Source organism: Vibrio sp. MOR3, assembly GCF_001557775.1.
GTDB classification, from domain to species: Bacteria; Pseudomonadota; Gammaproteobacteria; order Enterobacterales; family Vibrionaceae; genus Vibrio; species Vibrio jasicida.
This window is the reverse complement of sequence record NZ_LNRD01000001.1, coordinates 373,857-390,471: the sequence shown is the minus strand read 5'-3', so window position 1 is coordinate 390,471 and position 16,615 is coordinate 373,857. Positions and strand designations below refer to the sequence as shown.

15 protein-coding genes are annotated in these 16,615 nt (G+C 45.9%); 11 read left to right on the top strand and 4 right to left on the bottom strand.

The window, feature by feature from the left end; all coding sequences use genetic code 11:
• The first annotated feature begins 40 nt into the window (after positions 1-40).
• The 6 genes from ATB76_RS01710 to ATB76_RS01685 all read left to right on the top strand — a co-directional run bounded on the left by ATB76_RS01710 (position 41) and on the right by ATB76_RS01685 (position 5,995).
• On the top strand, positions 41-1,441 hold the full coding sequence (locus ATB76_RS01710; protein ID WP_061034473.1) for a serine hydrolase domain-containing protein: 1,401 nt from the start codon (positions 41-43) through the stop codon (positions 1,439-1,441).
• Between the two features lie 98 nt (positions 1,442-1,539).
• On the top strand, positions 1,540-1,860 hold the full coding sequence (gene yqfB, locus ATB76_RS01705) for a N(4)-acetylcytidine aminohydrolase (RefSeq protein ID WP_005432046.1): 321 nt from the start codon (positions 1,540-1,542) through the stop codon (positions 1,858-1,860).
• Between the two features lie 50 nt (positions 1,861-1,910).
• Positions 1,911-2,498, top strand: coding sequence for a TetR/AcrR family transcriptional regulator (locus ATB76_RS01700; protein WP_039839911.1), 588 nt, complete (start codon positions 1,911-1,913; stop codon positions 2,496-2,498).
• Between the two features lie 102 nt (positions 2,499-2,600).
• Positions 2,601-3,632 (top strand): NADP-dependent oxidoreductase, encoded by a 1,032-nt coding sequence (locus ATB76_RS01695; protein ID WP_061034472.1) that lies wholly within the window; start codon positions 2,601-2,603, stop codon positions 3,630-3,632.
• A 14-nt stretch (positions 3,633-3,646) separates the two neighbouring features.
• Complete coding sequence (locus ATB76_RS01690) at positions 3,647-4,264, top strand: glutathione S-transferase (protein ID WP_061034471.1); 618 nt, start codon at positions 3,647-3,649, stop codon at positions 4,262-4,264.
• Positions 4,265-4,558: 294 nt separating this feature from the next.
• Entirely contained in the window at positions 4,559-5,995 is a 1,437-nt protein-coding gene (locus ATB76_RS01685) for a catalase (RefSeq protein WP_061034470.1), read from the top strand.
• 195 nt (positions 5,996-6,190) lie between these two features.
• Here ATB76_RS01685 and ATB76_RS01680 read toward each other — a convergent pair whose 3' ends face one another.
• A complete protein-coding gene (locus tag ATB76_RS01680; protein ID WP_061034469.1) occupies positions 6,191-7,069 on the bottom strand; it encodes an NAD(P)-dependent oxidoreductase in 879 nt (292 codons plus the stop codon).
• Positions 7,070-7,169: 100 nt separating this feature from the next.
• On the bottom strand, positions 7,170-7,538 hold the full coding sequence (locus ATB76_RS01675) for a DoxX family protein (protein ID WP_042600115.1): 369 nt from the start codon (positions 7,536-7,538) through the stop codon (positions 7,170-7,172).
• A gap of 101 nt (positions 7,539-7,639) precedes the next feature.
• Between ATB76_RS01675 and ATB76_RS01670 the strand changes: the two genes are divergently transcribed.
• The gene (locus ATB76_RS01670; RefSeq protein WP_042600114.1) at positions 7,640-8,533 is read left to right on the top strand and encodes a LysR family transcriptional regulator; all 894 of its coding nucleotides are present in this window, start codon (positions 7,640-7,642) and stop codon (positions 8,531-8,533) included.
• Positions 8,534-8,858: 325 nt separating this feature from the next.
• Here ATB76_RS01670 and ATB76_RS01665 read toward each other — a convergent pair whose 3' ends face one another.
• Complete coding sequence (locus ATB76_RS01665) at positions 8,859-10,730, bottom strand: fructose-specific PTS transporter subunit EIIC (protein ID WP_038870415.1); 1,872 nt, start codon at positions 10,728-10,730, stop codon at positions 8,859-8,861.
• 233 nt (positions 10,731-10,963) lie between these two features.
• On the opposite strand from ATB76_RS01665, the gene ATB76_RS01660 reads away from it, so the two are divergent.
• Positions 10,964-11,263, top strand: a complete 300-nt coding sequence (locus ATB76_RS01660; protein WP_005441202.1) for a PTS fructose transporter subunit IIB — start codon at positions 10,964-10,966, stop codon at positions 11,261-11,263.
• Positions 11,264-11,275: 12 nt separating this feature from the next.
• Positions 11,276-12,052 carry a PTS sugar transporter subunit IIA gene (locus ATB76_RS01655; protein ID WP_017819357.1) on the top strand — a complete coding sequence of 259 codons (777 nt, stop codon included), beginning with the start codon at positions 11,276-11,278 and terminating at the stop codon, positions 12,050-12,052.
• An 8-nt stretch (positions 12,053-12,060) separates the two neighbouring features.
• On the opposite strand, the gene ATB76_RS01650 is transcribed toward ATB76_RS01655, so the two are convergent.
• Entirely contained in the window at positions 12,061-12,903 is an 843-nt protein-coding gene (locus tag ATB76_RS01650) for an AraC family transcriptional regulator (RefSeq protein ID WP_005451367.1), read from the bottom strand.
• Between the two features lie 382 nt (positions 12,904-13,285).
• On the opposite strand from ATB76_RS01650, the gene ATB76_RS01645 reads away from it, so the two are divergent.
• Together ATB76_RS01645 and manA are read left to right on the top strand one after the other, a co-directional pair.
• Positions 13,286-15,193 (top strand): fructose-specific PTS transporter subunit EIIC, encoded by a 1,908-nt coding sequence (locus ATB76_RS01645; RefSeq protein ID WP_038881097.1) that lies wholly within the window; start codon positions 13,286-13,288, stop codon positions 15,191-15,193.
• Between the two features lie 76 nt (positions 15,194-15,269).
• The gene (manA, locus tag ATB76_RS01640; protein ID WP_061034468.1) at positions 15,270-16,502 is read left to right on the top strand and encodes a mannose-6-phosphate isomerase, class I; all 1,233 of its coding nucleotides are present in this window, start codon (positions 15,270-15,272) and stop codon (positions 16,500-16,502) included.
• Positions 16,503-16,615 lie beyond the last annotated feature (113 nt).

The window sequence follows — 16,615 nt, the reverse complement described above, 5'->3', positions numbered from 1 at the left end:
GTTATACTCTCTCTATCCTTTCTCCATTCTGTACAGCGCCTTGATTTTAAAAAGAACACTTTCTCGAATTGCATTCAAATCCGCTATTGCCTTAGTTACTGCGCTCTTGTGCCTAACACAAGTACAAGCACAGGAAGACAAACTCACCGTCATCAACAGTTATATCGACGATCTCTTCACATACAACAAAGCCATGGGCAGCTTCACTATTTTGGATAAAGGTAACGTGGTGTTGGACAAACAAACTGGTTACTCAAACCGTAAAGTTGGTTTATTAGCCAGCCGTGGTTATGTTTCTGCAGACAGCTCAAGCCCATACAAAGTGGCATCTATCTCCAAAACCATGACGGCTACCATGGTGATGCAGTTAATTGAAGCAAATAAGCTTAGTTTGAACACCAAACTGAACGACTTCTTTCCTGAGATTAGCAACGCTGAGAACATCAGCATCAGAGATTTGCTCCAACACCGCTCTGGGTTGGTGAACTTTATTGATGAACCCGACTTTCTGAGTTACTACGCAAAGCCTCAAACGCAAGCACAAATGATTGCGAGATTGGCAGCGCTACCCTCTAACTTTCCACCAGGCAGTCAATATGAATACTCAAACGCAAATTACCTTTTGCTAGGCTATATCATTGAAAAAGTGACGGGAAAGAGCTTTGACGAGGTACTCCGCGCTCAAATCACGCAACCATTGAACTTAACGCACACTCAGTATTGCCTTGATCTCAAGGCGTGCGATATTCACATTACGTCTTTCTATTACTGGAACAACGCATGGGTGGCAATCACACCGCACTGGTCGCCAACCGTAACAGGTGCAGCGGCGAGCGTTACGTCAACAACACTCGATGTTTCTCGGTTTATTCGGGCACTGTTCCAAGGTGAGTTGCTCCCGAAAGAAGCAGTGCAAATGATGTTGAAGGAGTATTTTGGTATTTACAGCCCTGAATACTCGCAACTGGAACGCTATGGGCACAATGCCCTCTTGGAAGGTTATCGCTCGTCAATGCTGTACTTCCCCAAACAAGATGTTGCGATAGTCATCTCAATCAACGGACTTCATGAAACCTATGACGACATTGTGAGAAACATTGTCGGTTTGTACTTTGATGAGAAGGTTGAATTGCCAGATTATGACCGCCCAAACATGACAATGAATGAAGGGCAACTTAAGGCCTTCACGGGAACATATAAAGCCTTGGATGGCAAAAAGGTAGTAGAGGTGTTCATTGATGATGGAGCATTAAAAGCTCAGATGGTAGGTCAACCCTCATTTACTTTCATTCCAATGACGGAAAACGAGTTCGAGAACAAAGCTTTCGGCATCATTTTAACCTTCAGCCCTGTCAAAAATGAACAGGGAAAGACCAATAACGTTAAAGCGAAAAGTGGCAATCATACGGAGACCTACTACCGACTGCGCTCCTCGAAATAGCGACTCAGCGTGGGTTTCCTCGGTTAGCACTTTTTTGGATATTTTTCTTAAAGGGCGAGATATACTCTCGCCCTATTACATTAATATGAGCATCGGTTATGTCTTCACATCCAACTAAAATCACTTTCTTTGAATTCCTAACACCACTTATCACTGCGGGTAAAAAGACGATCACGATTCGTGATGAATCAGAAAGCCACTACGTGCCAAACACTGAAGTGGAAGTGTTCACCCTAGAAACAGACCGTAAGGTGTGTGACATCAAAATCCTATCAGTGGCACCACTGAAGTTTGATGACATCAACGAGTTCCACGCAGAACAAGAAGCGATTGAACTGCCAAAACTGAAAGAGCTTATTCGCGAGATCTATCCGAATATCGATGAACTGTATGTGATTGAATACGAACTGATCAAGTAAGAACCATAATTTACTAGACGACTGGTCTAATCGCTTTTATAGTATTGCTCATGAACGCAAAAACGAACGATACACGCCAACACATTCTCGATGTCGGCTACCAATTGGTAGTGACCAAAGGTTTTACCAGTGTTGGGCTCTCAGAACTTTTAAAGGCAGCGGATGTGCCGAAAGGCTCTTTCTACCATTACTTTAAGTCGAAAGAGCAATTTGGTGAGGCATTGATTGAAGATTACTTCTCTCGCTACCTTAAGATGATCACAGCCCACTTTACTGAAAGTGAAGGCTCTGGTTGCGACCGCCTTTTGAGCTATTTCGAACGCTGGATGGCGATTGAAAATGGCCAATGTAACGCCAACAAGTGCTTAGTCGTGAAGTTGAGTGCTGAAGTCTCTGATCTTTCAGAAGCAATGCGCGTAAAACTGGCTTCGGGTGCCACTCAAGTAGTGAAAGCCATCGAAGATTGTGTCCAAGCGGGCATTGAAGACAGCTCTATCCAAGTTGAGTCAGCAGAACAAACCGCCCATTTGATTTACCATCAATGGATTGGCGCAAGCTTACTCAACAAACTGTATCAGGATCGTTCCGGTTTAATGCGTAGCTTTGAGAGCACTCAAAGTATGCTAAAAGGCAAATAACGAACCACACTTAATCCGCCTTATCTTTACCCAAAAAGTACGGCGGATTTTTTAGGAATCAAAACTAGACGACTGGTCTAATAATTAATATAGGAACTTACCATGACCCAAACGCTCAACCGTCAAATCGTATTGGCTAACCGTCCAAAAGGTTCGCCAGTCCCAGAGAACTTCCGTTTAGAACAGAATGCCATCCCTACCCCGAGCGAAGGTGAAGTGCTTTTACGTAGCGTGTACCTGTCTCTTGACCCATATATGCGCGGCCGTATGAATGAAGGCAAATCCTACGCTGATCCTGTAGAGCTAAACGATGTGATGGTTGGCGGAACCGTTTGTCAGGTGGTGGAATCGAAGAACTCCGACTTCCAAACTGGCGAATGGGTGGTAGCTTACACAGGCTGGCAAGATTACGCGCTATCTAACGGCGAAGGTCTGTTTAAATTAGGCAGCGAGCCGACGCATCCGTCTTATGCCCTCGGTGTGCTTGGTATGCCTGGTTTTACCGCTTATGTGGGTTTATTGGAAATTGGTCAGCCCAAAGCTGGCGATACCCTAGTTGTCGCAGCTGCAACTGGTGCGGTTGGTTCTATGGTTGGTCAAATCGGTAAGCTAAAAGGTTGTCGTGTAATCGGTGTCGCAGGCGGCGCAGAGAAGTGTCAGTACGCAAAAGAGACCCTAGGCTTTGATGATTGTCTTGATCACACCGCAGATGACTTTGCAGAGCAGCTAGCAGCAACATGCGACAAAGGTATCGATGTCTACTTTGAAAACGTAGGCGGTAAAGTCTTTGATGCCGTGTTACCTCTGCTAAATGTCGGCGCTCGCGTGCCACTTTGTGGTTTGATTTCTCAATACAACGCGACAGCATTACCAGAAGGCCCAGATCGTATGTCGATGCTGATGGGTAACATTCTGGTTAAACGCATCAAGATGCAAGGCTTCATCATTTTTGACCACTATGAGCAAAGCTACACAAACTTCGTCAAAGATGTAAGCCAATGGCTAGCAGAAGGCAAAATCCACTATCGCGAACATCTAGTAGAAGGTTTAGAAAACGCGCCAGAGGCATTCATTGGTCTACTGGAAGGCAAAAACTTCGGCAAGCTTGTTATTCAAACCAATCAACCTGTATAAGAAAGGATTCTTCTATGATTAAACTGCATCATTTAAACCAGTCTCGCTCAAAACGCATCATTTGGTTGTTAGAAGAATTGGGGGTGGATTATGAGATCGTGCCTTACCTTCGTGACAGTGTCACCTTCCTTGCGCCACCTGAGCTCAAGAGCATTCACCCACTCGGCAAGTCACCTGTATTGGAAGATGGCGACGAGATCGTTACAGAGTCTGGTGCTATCACTGAATACTTAATTGAAAAGTATGCAGATGGACGTTTTGCACCAGAGCGTAGCAGCAAAGCTTACACGCAGTACATTCAATGGCTGCATTTTGCAGAGAGCTCAGCCATGGTTCCCCTGCTGCTCAAGATGTTTGTTGCTAAAGATGGCGCACAGACCAATTTCCTTGCGGACTACGCCGATGTGGAAACCATGAAAGTCATGGGCTACGTTGATCAAAGCCTAGAAGGGAAAACCTACTTTGTAGAAGAGCGACTAACAGGCGCGGATTTCATGATGTCTTTTGTCGTCGATATCCTAAACAAGTTTGGCGTCATTGAGCGCTTCCCAAACATCCAACGTTATGGTGCACAGCTCGCGACTCATTCTGCGTTTGCTAAAGCAGAAGAACTTGAAGTGAAGTTCGGTTAATCGAGTTGAGGCCTTCTCAAACCGTTGAGAATTTCTGTCTATTTCGGGAATCTTTGAAATAGGCAGAAACCATTCACACTAAACATGCCTGAATACCATTTATAATCCACACGACAAATAATGTTAATTGACACAAAGCCATTAATTAACAACAACTTAAAGCATAGGTGACACCTATCACACTGATTGCTAATAACAGTTTTTTTCTTCTCAATTACAGCGTTATTCTCCTCGCATAACTTTCGGATTCATCCAAAAGACAAGATTTATTATCACTATTGCAAGGAAATTCAAATGAGCAAGAAATTGACTACAGCAGCAGGTTGCCCTGTCGCACATAACCAAAACGTTATGACTGCAGGTCCTCGTGGCCCTCAACTATTACAAGACGTTTGGTTCCTTGAAAAATTGGCACACTTTGACCGCGAAGTGATCCCTGAGCGTCGTATGCACGCAAAAGGTTCTGGTGCTTACGGTACGTTCACAGTAACGCACGACATCACAAAATACACTCGCGCTAAGATCTTCTCTGACATCGGCAAAAAAACAGAACTATTCGCTCGCTTCACTACTGTAGCTGGTGAGCGCGGTGCAGCAGACGCAGAACGCGATATCCGTGGTTTCGCACTAAAATTCTACACTGAAGAAGGTAACTGGGACTTGGTTGGTAACAACACACCAGTATTCTTCCTACGTGACCCACTAAAATTCCCAGACCTAAACCACGCAGTAAAACGCGACCCTCGCACTAACATGCGTAGCTCTACAAACAACTGGGATTTCTGGACATCACTACCAGAAGCATTCCACCAAGTGACTATCGTAATGAGTGACCGTGGTATCCCAGCTTCTTACCGTCATATGCATGGTTTTGGTAGCCACACATTCAGCTTCATCAACGCAGAAAACGAGCGTTACTGGGTGAAATTCCACTTCAAAACTCAGCAAGGCATCAAAAACCTAACTGACCAAGAAGCAGAAGCAATCGTAGGTAAAGACCGCGAAAGCCATCACCGTGACCTTTACGAAGCGATTGAGCGTCAAGACTTCCCTAAATGGAAGATGTACGTACAGATCATGCCTGAGCTAGAAGCGGATGAAGTCAACTTCAACCCATTCGACCTAACACGTGTATGGTCTCAAAAAGATTACCCGCTGATCCCAGTTGGTGAGTTCGAACTGAACCGTAACCCAGAAAACTTCTACGCAGAAGTTGAGCAATCAGCGTTCAACCCAGCAGCAGTAGTACCTGGTATCGGCTTCTCTCCAGATAAGATGCTACAAGGTCGTTTATTCGCTTACGGCGATGCTCAACGTTACCGTCTAGGTGTGAACCATCATCAAATCCCAGTGAACGCACCTCGTTGCCCTGTTCACAGCTACCACCGCGATGGCGCAATGCGCGTTGATGGCAACTTTGGTTCAACACTAGGTTACGAGCCAAACTACAAACAAGAATGGGCAGAGCAACCAGATTACTCTGAGCCACCTCTACGCATCAACGGCAACGCTGATCACTACGATCACCGTATAGACGAAGACTACTTCAGCCAAGCGGGTAACCTATTCCGTCTAATGAGCGAAGAGCAACGTCAAACTCTGTTCGACAACACAGCTCGCGCAATTGACGGTGTGCCAGAGTTCATCCAACAGCGCCACGTTCAACACGCATACCAAGCGGACGAAGCGTACGGCAAAGGTCTTGAGATTGCACTAGGCTTAAACAAGTAAGCGAACGCGGTAATCATCACACTGTGTGATTAAAAGACATAAAAAAGGAGGTGCTCTACAGCACCTCCTGATTTCAAATCACTAATCCTTAATCACTAGCCACAACCAATGCTCAAGGAGATTCATTATGATTAACTTAGATTTCTTTAAGCTCTTTGATACCAAAGAACTGTTTATCTATTACTGATTCATCAACTACTGATTTTTAGCGACCGCTTTGATCAGTACTGATGTATCCATGCGACCTAAACCATCACGTTGAAGGTCTGCGTATTGCTCATCCACTTTCTTAGTCAGTGGAAGTTCTAAACCCACTCGCTCTGCTTCTTGCAGACAAAAACCCAAGTCTTTGCGCATCCAATCAATAGCGAAGCCAAAATCGAACTTATCTTCCGCCATCGTATTTGCGCGGTTTTCCATCTGCCATGAACCTGCAGCGCCGTGCTTCAACGTTTCTACGACTTGAGCGATGTCCAAGCCTGATTTTTGTGCCAGCAGCAAAGCTTCACTCAGACCTTGTAAAACGCCACCAATACAGATTTGGTTTACCATCTTACAGCGTTGACCCTGACCGTTTTCACCCAGTAGTGTCATCTGCTTCGCGTACACATCCATCGCTGAAGAAACACGATCAAAAATGCTTTGTTCACCACCACACATGATGGTTAGAACACCATTTTCTGCGCCCGCTTGACCACCAGAAACTGGCGCATCAATGAAGTGATTGCCGTACTTAACACACGCTTCAGCCAGCTCAACCGCTAGGTCTGCAGAAGTGGTCGTGTGGTCCACTAGAACTGCATCCGCTTTCAAGCCAACCAGAATGCCTTCTTCACCGTAAACAACGCTACGAACGTCATCATCATTGCCCACACAGGTAAAAACGATGTCACAGCCTTCTGCCGCTTCACGTGGTGTTTCACAAGCAACACCTTGGTATTCTTCAGCCCATTTGTCGGCTTTCGCTTTTGTGCGGTTGTATACTTTGGTTTCAAAGCCCGCTTTACTTAGGTAACCAGCCATTGGGTATCCCATCACACCCAGACCAATAAATGCTACTCTTAGTTTTTCCATTGCAAGCCTCCTTGAATTCGAAATACGTTATGTTTTGAAACTATTACTATTTGAAACATGTTACTAAAGATTTCAGAACATTACTTGCAATAATTTCGTCTTAAATAAGCGCAACAAACTCAATCAAAGGCGAAGCCACCAAAAGTGATAATAAAAGCGTCACAATTGACGGAATCGCATCTTTCCAAGTATCAAAACGAAAATGGAAAAACATCGCACCAACTGAGGTGAAAACAATAAAACTTGCACCTATCGCACTTAACAAGTTGTTCGTCGATAACAAGCCAATTAACATCAAAATTGCACCCGTCACCTCAACCAGTCCAACCAGAAACATAGCGGCACGGTTCAGTCCATATTTATGAAAAAAAGCGAGCTGTGGCTCAAAAATCGGCTTCACCCAACCGATGATTTTGATAGAACTGGCAAACAAGAAAAACGCGATTAACAACCCTTGAATCAACACCATAATTTTAACTCCCGAACAGATGATGGAAGTATTAAAGCATTCCACTTAAAACTTAAGGAGGGTAATATTTAGCTACTTATCATTCCAAACAGGAATGCATCATGGATAAATTTGATTGTTTGAAAGTCTTTTCTCGTGTTGCTCAGTTAGGTTCATTTACTGCCGCGGCTAACGAACTCAATACCACTCAGAGTGCAGTGAGCAAGAAGATCGCTTGGCTTGAGAGTGAAGTCGGCATCACCTTGTTTCATCGTCATGCTCGCGCTATCAGCTTAACTTCTGGTGGAAAGCAATATCTCGAGCTGGCGCAGACACTCACAGAACAAATGGATTCCTTCGAGTCGCTGCTTAGACAAGAACAAGCGTCGGTCTCTGGCGAGCTCAAGCTTTCAGTGCCGAGTGCGTTTAGCGTTCGCTTGTTATCTGCGCCACTGAATGAGTTTCTCAACCAACATCCAGAGCTTAGCGTTGATGTGTCGGTTTCGGACAAGTTTGTCGATTTAGTTGAAGGCAATGTTGATATCGCGATTCGTGCCGCCTACCTAAAAGACTCGGGTTTAAAAGCGCGCTGGTTGATGGATAATGAATTAGTTTACTTCGCGTCTCCCAGTTACCTCGACATGCGCGATCCTATTCTTAGTGCTAACGATTTGAGCAAACATCTTTGTTTAACCTACTCACTCTCTAATCCGTCTAACTTGTGGCGTTTTAGCGATGGTAATGAAAGCATTAAAGTCAAAGTGAAAGTGAAAGAACAGGTTCGAAGCGATAGCCCTGAGATGTTGGTGCAAATGGCGAAGCTTGGGCAAGGCATCGCTGCAATGCCAAAATGGATGGTAGAACAAGAGCTCAACAATGGTGAGTTAATTCAAGTATTAACGCAATATCAATCAGTTAAGCTACCAATGTACTTGGTTTACAAAGATAGTGAGTACCAACCTCAGCGCATTCGCACTTTTATTGATTTCTTGATTAAGCACTTTTCTCAGGGATAAAAAAAGCTCCATCAAAAATGATGGAGCTAACTAGCAGATAGCCTTAGTGGGATTATCCCCAAGTGACTTCAATATGCAGTATTCAGAGCTTGGTCACTGACTCGAGTTCGAGGAAAACATCGCAGCGTAATAGTGATCTATTTCCAAGGTGTTTGACAAAGAAATCGCTTCAGTGACAAGCTCCCGAAGGGCGAGTTGATTTGGTTTGCATACTTTGTTAACGATTTTTGATTTAGCACCACTAGAACTTCAAATCGTTGCCTCGTCTGAAAACCAAATCATTCTCGCTGAACCATGCATATCGAGGTTACTTGGGGATATGTACTTAAGGGATTCTTTTCGCCTGCAACAGTGCTGCAGCATTGAGCATCGCGTCTTTAGTGCTGACATCCAGCACCTTCATTTTTCTAAATCGCTCCGGCTCTTTGATGGCTACATCGTGAGCGAAGATAACAAACCTCGCCTTGGCGATATCTTTGTCAGTGATTCGGTTAATGATGCCGTTCGCCCCTTGTGTTTCAACCTTGATCTTAATGCCTAACGCACAGGCGGCTTTCTCTAATGACTTCGCCGCTAAGAAGGTATGCGCCACACCTGATGGACAAGATGTCACGGCAAGAATATCTGCCTCACCCTCACCTTGCACAGACGTATAAGCTTGAGATTGACCAACCGGACTGTCGTCTTCTGTTACCGTCTTCTTAAGCGCAATGACAATCAATGCTGTGGTAAACGAGCCTGCGATTGTGCCAACTATGTAGCCAATCTTGCCGTCCACAACTGGCAGCACAATCCAGCCGCCCCACGGTGCATGGTTAATGACATGGAACATAAACCCAATCACGTTACCGACGATACCACCAGCAACAATCGCAGGCAGTACGCGAGCTGGGTCACCGGCAGCAAACGGAATCGCCCCTTCACTGATGCCAATCATGCCCATGATGCCCGCGGCTTTACCCGCCTCACGTTCATCACGTTTAAATTTACTTGGCGATAGGAAAGTCGCTAACGCCATGCCCAGAGGCGGAGTACAGATCGCAATACCGACACCACCCATTAGCCACGGCTGAGTATTCACTTGAGTCTGAGCAAACAAAGTCGCCACTTTGTTGATAGGGCCACCCATGTCAAACGCAGTCATTGCGCCTAGTACGGTGCCCAACATCACTTTGCCAGAGCCCGCCATACCCGTGAGCACATCGTTCATGGTCGTCATTGCGCTGGCTATCGGTGAGCCAATCACCCACATCACTGCGCCACAGGTGACAAACGTACCAACCAGCGGGTAGATAAAGATAGAGCCAAGGGAGCTCATGCTGTCCGGCAATTGAATCTTCTTCAGTAACCAAACCACAAAGCCGGCGAAAAATCCGACGACAATCGCGCCCAAGAAGCCGGTGTTGTAGTGACTCACCGCAATCCAAGAACCAATCATTCCCGGAGCCAGACCCGGCTTATCCGCAATCGAATAGGCAATGTAACCACCCAATACCGCGGTAAACAGCGTCAAACCTGCTATCCCCATCTCAGCGATATCTGCCAGAATCCCCTCTTCCGGAACACCGCCATGACCTGAAATCATCACAGACAGAGACAACAATACGCCGCCCGCGACAATAAACGGAATCATATGAGAGGTGCCAAACAGTAAGTGTTCTTTCATTCTGCCGAGCTTTTGCGCCCAAGGGCTGAGTGGCTCAGATGCAAACTCTAAAGGATCGATACCAGAGTCATTCGTGTTCGATTGAATATCAGTAAGTAGCTCGCGCGCTTCCTCCACCGACTCCGCCGCTTTTAACTTGTTAACGAAACCATCTTCAATGATTTTGGTGGAAATTTGTGCCAAGACTTCGATGTGGTGATGGTCATCCCCATCCGGAGAAGCCAGCATGAAAAATACGTCAGACAGCTCGCCGTCATCAGCACCATAATCAATCCCTTTTCGGCTGATGCCCACTGCGACTGCGGGTTTGGCGACCGCATTACTTTTGGCGTGAGGAATGGCAATACCCTCGTCAAAGCCGGTATTGCCAATCTCTTCTCGTTTCCAAATGTCCGCCAAGAACTGACTTTTGCTAGTGAGCTTGCCCGCCGCGTCCAACAATTCGACGAGCTCTTTGAGCGCTTCATCTTTGGTTTGAGCCTGCAAATCCAAGCAAATGGTTTCCGGCTCAATAAGGTTTAATATGTCCATTGTTTGTACCTTGCAATGTTCACGCTCGAGAGTCATGAGTTATTTGTTCCATCTATGACTGTGTACAGAGTAACCAACACTCGTCCTTTCCAATACAGGACAAAAAGTGCATTAACTGGATTAATGTAACATGAGATTTAAACTGTGATAGAGCTCTTGCGATTATCTGCTTTAAATCCATCCTTCCGACGGTCACTATGCTAAAATCCACAAAAAAATAAAGTGGATAGAACATGAAGATCGTAGCGGTGACAGCGTGCCCTACAGGCATCGCTCATACTTATATGGCGGCAGATGCACTAATGAAAGCTGCGCCTAAGCATAACGTACAAATTAAGGTTGAGACGCAAGGCGCGATGGGTATTGAGAATCAGCTCACTCCCCACGATATTGCACAAGCGGATCGTGTCTTAATTGTGTCCGATATTGAGATTGAACAACCAGCTCGCTTTGAAGGCACCAACAAAGTCCAAATCCCTATTGAAGACGTGTTACTCAATGTCGATAAAGTGTTCCTTGTACACTGTCGATGATACGCTGTGCTGATGAACGAATACCAGATCACCTTTTTTGTCGACGATATCAATGCCAGTGCTCACGTAGCGCAGCCCCTTAATCGCGTCGCCAAAAAGTTCAAAAGCACATTACATATCATCAACATAACCCAAAATCGCGTTGCTGAGCTCACTAAATCAATCGCGGTTTTACAAGTTGGCTTGCAGCAAGGCGACTTGTGTCAAATCACGGCTATTGGTATTGATGCCGAGCTTGCCTGTTTCGTTATCAAAGATATGATTGCTGAGAACTTTACCGTTGTGGGTTCTCACATCAACTACGAGTTCTCAAGCCAACTTGCTGAGCGTCTTCCGCAAATCTGCCCGCCTTGTGAAATTAAATGGCATTACGCCAAAGCGCACACTGAACTCACCAAATTTGAGTGCCTGAAAGGGCTAGCGCAGCTTATTCATCCGATTCACCCAGACGAACTCATTCTCGCCTTTATCAAACGCGAAGAACGATCCTCAACCGCAGTAACACCGGGCATTGCTCTACCACATGTCATGTTCGAAGGTGTGGACCACATCTCTGTCGCGGTTATTGCGAACGAGATTCCGATGGATTGGGCATCAAAAATGGGGGAAGTGCATCTTGCTATCGCATTAGTAATGCCAGCGAAACCGACTCGCGAACACATCATTGCGGCAACCAACTTAACCCGTAACCTGCTGACCGACCAAATGGCTGAGCGTTTACTGCTAACAAAAAGCAGCGTCGACTTGCAGGCGCTTCTGATGTACGCCATGTCGAGACTGCTTGCTTAGAGTCTGTTCTAGATTGAACCGCGATATTCCGTCGGCGTTCTGCCCGTGCGGTTCTTAAAGACTCGGCAGAAGTAGTTCACATCTTTGAATCCACAGCGCACCGATACCTCATTCAACTTAAAGTTGTATTTCTTGAGCATAAACTTCGCGCGATCTACTCGAACCCACGTAATGTAATCGGCTAACGTCATGTGACCTTGCTGACGGAACAAACGCGACAAATGGTTAGAAGAGATGCTGAACCTCGACGCAATACTGTCGCGCGTGATTGGGCGGTGAAAGTTCTCTTGGATGTAGATACAAATGCCCTGATACAGATCTTGCACTCGGCTGTGCGCCTGCGTCTCAATAGGCGCATCTAACATCGATTTAGCGTATTGCAACAAGGCTTGTAGCAACAGCTCATCCATTGGCTTTTTATTGCACTCACGAGCCAATGAACTCAGCGCTTCCAAGATATTATCAATGGCAAATCCAGAACGAGTTTGAATACTGTGCTTTTGGATATCGTAAAAGCTCGCTTCCCCTTTACGTTTGGATACGAGACTCAAACCCAATTGACGGCGACCGAAGAGAATACTTAATACCGAGCAATCTGTATCCCAGTCAGGTTTATTCCAACAGTTAGGCGGAATAAATATCGCATCACCGGTTTTCGCCACGATATGCGTCACTTTGCGATCATGACTTTCCATTTCATTAATATATTCACCAGACAAAACCAATTCTAATCGAGGGAAGTTAACCTGATAGCTAAATTCAGGTGGTGTATGAAAATCACCAGCAAACCATATATTATGGAATGGTTCTCGCTCGTTTAATACTGATGAAATCAAATCATGAAAAATCATTTTACGTACTCTTAAACACGCATCCATGATGCTATACCTATAGATATACACCCTACTGGATTTTTGTGCTATTGAGCAAAATCACACTTCCACTTTAACGTTACAAAAATCCAGTTAACGCATCAATTATCCAGTCTAGAAAATCATCAACAAAGTCTTCAAACCCTTATATATGGGAGCAATGACACATTTCACTTATGGTTCATCGACTTCCACATAATGTCACAGATATGCAGTAAGTTTATCCAGTAGACGATCTACATCACACTCTAGTCGGGCGGTTACAATCGTCCAGTAAATGCATTTTTTCTTCACTACTGTCTCCGCTTGGTTAATTTCAAAATACCCCTGAAATAAAAATTATATTTATAGGGGTTCGACAATGATCACCAAACTAATAAATGAAGACTTGATTAAGCTTGATCTTCAAGCGACTTCAAAAGAAGACGTATTTAAAGAACTGGTTGCAGTTCTACACGCCCAAGGTCGTATTTCAGACCAAGAGCAATTTCTTGCAGATATAAAAGCACGTGAAGAGTTAGGTAATACCGGATTTGAGGATGGCGTTGCTATCCCACACGCGAAAAGTGCCGCGGTTCTTGAACCAGCGGTTGTGATCGGCGTAAGCAAATCAGGTATCGAATACGGCGCTGAAGACGGTTTGCCTTCAAAACTGTTCTTCATGATCGCTTCTCCAGACGGTGGCGATAACCACCATATCGAAGTTCTTGCAGAGCTGTCTTCAAAACTGATTGAAGATGGTTTCATTGATGCATTCTTAGGTACAGCAAACAGCCAAGACGCACTGGCACTCCTACTTGCTAAAGAAGAGCCGCAAGCAGTGACAGACGCACCAGCAAACCAAGGCTTCATCATTGGTGTTACTGGTTGTCCTGCGGGCGTTGCACACACTTACCTAGCGGCAGAAGCGCTAGAGAAAGGTGCAGCAGCGATGGGTTACGAAATCAAGGTTGAAACGAACGGTTCAATCGGTGTGAAAAACAGCCCAACCGCAGAAGAAATCGAACGTGCAGACGCAATCATCGTGGCATGTGACAAACAAGTCGACATGAACCGCTTTGCGGGCAAACGCGTGGTTAAAACCAACGTAAAAGCCCCTATCCGCGATGCTCAAGGTCTGATTAACGAAGCGTTAAGCGCTCCAGAATACCAAGCAGAAGCAAGCAGCAATGCACAAGCGTCTGTGGCAAACAAAGCCTCTCAGGCTCGCTCTGATCTCTACCGCTACTTGATGAATGGCGTATCACACATGATCCCATTCGTTGTAACAGGTGGTCTGTTGATTGCACTTGCTCTTGCCGTCGGAGGTCAGCCAAGTGAAGCGGGCATGGCAATTCCTGAAGGCAGCATGTGGAACCAAATCCTCAACGTCGGTGTGGTTGCCTTTACGCTGATGATCCCAATCCTAGCGGGTTACATTGCTTACGCAATTGCTGACCGTCCTGCTCTAGCTCCTGGCTTGATCGGTGGTTGGATTGCAAACAACGGTTCTTTCTACGGCGCAGACGCAGGTACAGGCTTTATCGGTGCCATCATCGCTGGTCTGCTTGTGGGTTACTTCGTGAAGTGGATTACGTCGATTAACTACCACAAATTCATTCAACCTTTAGTGCCAATCATGATTGCGCCAATCACAGGCTCGCTATTCATCGCTGGTCTTTTCATCTTCGTTATCGGCGCGCCAATCGCAAGCCTAATGGACGGCCTGACTGCGCTACTAACGAGCATGAGTACAGGTAACGTCGTTCTACTGGGTATCGTACTTGGTGGTATGGCTGGCTTCGATATGGGTGGTCCATTCAACAAGGTAGCGTTCCTATTCTCTGTGGGCATGATTGCAAGTGGTCAAACTCAATTTATGGGTGCGATGGCATGTGCAATCCCAGTTGCACCTCTCGGCATGGCACTGGCAACGGCACTTGGTCGTAAGTTCGACCTGTTCGAAGAATCAGAAACCGAAGCGGGCAAAGCAGCTGGTGCAATGGGTCTGGTTGGTATCTCTGAGGGTGCGATTCCGTTCGCGGCGCAAGATCCAATGTCAGTGATTCCTGCAAACGTACTTGGCTCAATGGTAGCGGCAGTAATGGCGTTCTCATTCGGCATTACCAACAGTGTTGCTCACGGCGGTCCAGTTGTGGCTCTACTTGGCGCGATGAACCACCCAGTACTTGCTCTGATTTGTATGGCAGCTGGCGCAGTAGTTACCGCAGTAACGTGTGTAACTCTGAAGAAAGTTCGCAAAGCGAAAATGATGCAAGCAGCCGCTTAATACCCCTACCCCCAAATGGCTCCTATGGCTTGGGCAATGTCGCCCAAGCCATGATTTTCTCTCATGGTGACACTCTATGTCTGATTTAACGATGTCCGATACACAAACGATTCAAACTCAAGCTAAGCATCCGATGTTTTTCCTGATGAACAACGTGATTCAAAACTACGCTTGGGGCAGTACTACTTCTGTTAACCAACTGTTTGGCATTGAAAACCCAACGGGCGAACCACAAGCAGAAGTATGGATGGGCGCGCATCCAAACGGTTGCTCATTGGTGATGGTAAACGGTGAAGAGACCAAACTGTCTTCACTGATTGCTCAAGACATGAATACCTTTCTGAGTGAAGAAGTCACAAACCGTTTTGGTGAACTTCCATACCTGTTTAAAGTGCTTGCCGCTGAGAAAGCGCTGTCGATTCAGGTTCACCCAAACAAACAGCAAGCAGAATTAGGTTTTGCACTGGAAGAAAAACAAGGCATCCCCCTAACCGCTGCAAACCGCAACTACAAAGATCCAAACCACAAACCTGAATTGGTTTACGCGCTAACCGAATACCAGGCGATGAATGGCTTCCGCCCAACAAGTGAAATCATCAGCTTCTTCTCTGAGCTGGCGATTCCTGAGCTACAAGGTTTGGTGGATGACCTTATCGCAAACCAAACGCCAACAGGCTTGGCGACCTTCTTCTCGGGTCTACTGCCACTAGAGGGCGAACAGAAAGAGATGGCGTTGACGGTGCTATTGGCTCAAGCTCGCATCACCGACTTACCTCTGTTCAACCTTATTCTTGAACTAGAGAAGCAATACCCTGGCGATATTGGTTTGTTTGCACCACTGATGCTTAATGTGATTACCCTACAACCGGGCGATGCCATGTTCTTAGATGCAGAAACGCCACACGCTTACTTGAAAGGTACAGGTCTTGAGATCATGGCGAACTCAGACAACGTACTGCGCGCTGGTCTGACACCAAAATACATGGATGTGAAAGAACTTGTTGCATGCACACGTTTCAACGAGAAGCCGTTCGACAGCCTATTGCTCGCACCAAACGAAATCGACGATATGTTGGAATACCCAATCCCAGTCGACGATTTCAAATTCGCCATCGTTAAACAAGCTCACCAGCGTACTCTTGAAGTTCAAACCGCTGAGATCCTTATGCCTCTGGATACCAAACTTGTGCTGACTCACGCAAACGGCGAAACATGCGAAGTTGAAAAAGGACAATCTGTTTTCATTCCGGCTTACGCAAAACAGGTTACTTTGGATTGTGAAGGTCGCGTCGCACGCGCTTACAGTTAATCGTTATTGTTAATAGTACGCCACTAAAACCAACGCCTCGCCACTCGCGGGGCGCTTTGCTTTTAACCCCAATAAATCAATGGTTAATTAAGCACTATAGTCTTGATCCAAAA

Excerpts from the sequence above, each read along its gene's own strand:
- manA (WP_061034468.1), top strand. The coding sequence starts at position 15,270 with ATGTCTGATTTAACGATGTCCGATACACAAACGATTCAAACTCAAGCT.
- ATB76_RS01655 (WP_017819357.1), top strand. The coding sequence starts at position 11,276 with ATGAACGAATACCAGATCACCTTTTTTGTCGACGATATCAATGCCAGT.
- ATB76_RS01675 (WP_042600115.1), bottom strand. The coding sequence starts at position 7,538 with ATGGTGTTGATTCAAGGGTTGTTAATCGCGTTTTTCTTGTTTGCCAGT.
- ATB76_RS01695 (WP_061034472.1), top strand. The coding sequence starts at position 2,601 with ATGACCCAAACGCTCAACCGTCAAATCGTATTGGCTAACCGTCCAAAA.
- ATB76_RS01680 (WP_061034469.1), bottom strand. The coding sequence starts at position 7,069 with ATGGAAAAACTAAGAGTAGCATTTATTGGTCTGGGTGTGATGGGATAC.
- ATB76_RS01685 (WP_061034470.1), top strand. The coding sequence starts at position 4,559 with ATGAGCAAGAAATTGACTACAGCAGCAGGTTGCCCTGTCGCACATAAC.
- ATB76_RS01650 (WP_005451367.1), bottom strand. The coding sequence starts at position 12,903 with ATGATTTTTCATGATTTGATTTCATCAGTATTAAACGAGCGAGAACCA.
- yqfB (WP_005432046.1), top strand. The coding sequence starts at position 1,540 with ATGTCTTCACATCCAACTAAAATCACTTTCTTTGAATTCCTAACACCA.
- ATB76_RS01690 (WP_061034471.1), top strand. The coding sequence starts at position 3,647 with ATGATTAAACTGCATCATTTAAACCAGTCTCGCTCAAAACGCATCATT.
- ATB76_RS01670 (WP_042600114.1), top strand. The coding sequence starts at position 7,640 with ATGGATAAATTTGATTGTTTGAAAGTCTTTTCTCGTGTTGCTCAGTTA.
- ATB76_RS01660 (WP_005441202.1), top strand. The coding sequence starts at position 10,964 with ATGAAGATCGTAGCGGTGACAGCGTGCCCTACAGGCATCGCTCATACT.
- ATB76_RS01665 (WP_038870415.1), bottom strand. The coding sequence starts at position 10,730 with ATGGACATATTAAACCTTATTGAGCCGGAAACCATTTGCTTGGATTTG.
- ATB76_RS01645 (WP_038881097.1), top strand. The coding sequence starts at position 13,286 with ATGATCACCAAACTAATAAATGAAGACTTGATTAAGCTTGATCTTCAA.
- ATB76_RS01700 (WP_039839911.1), top strand. The coding sequence starts at position 1,911 with ATGAACGCAAAAACGAACGATACACGCCAACACATTCTCGATGTCGGC.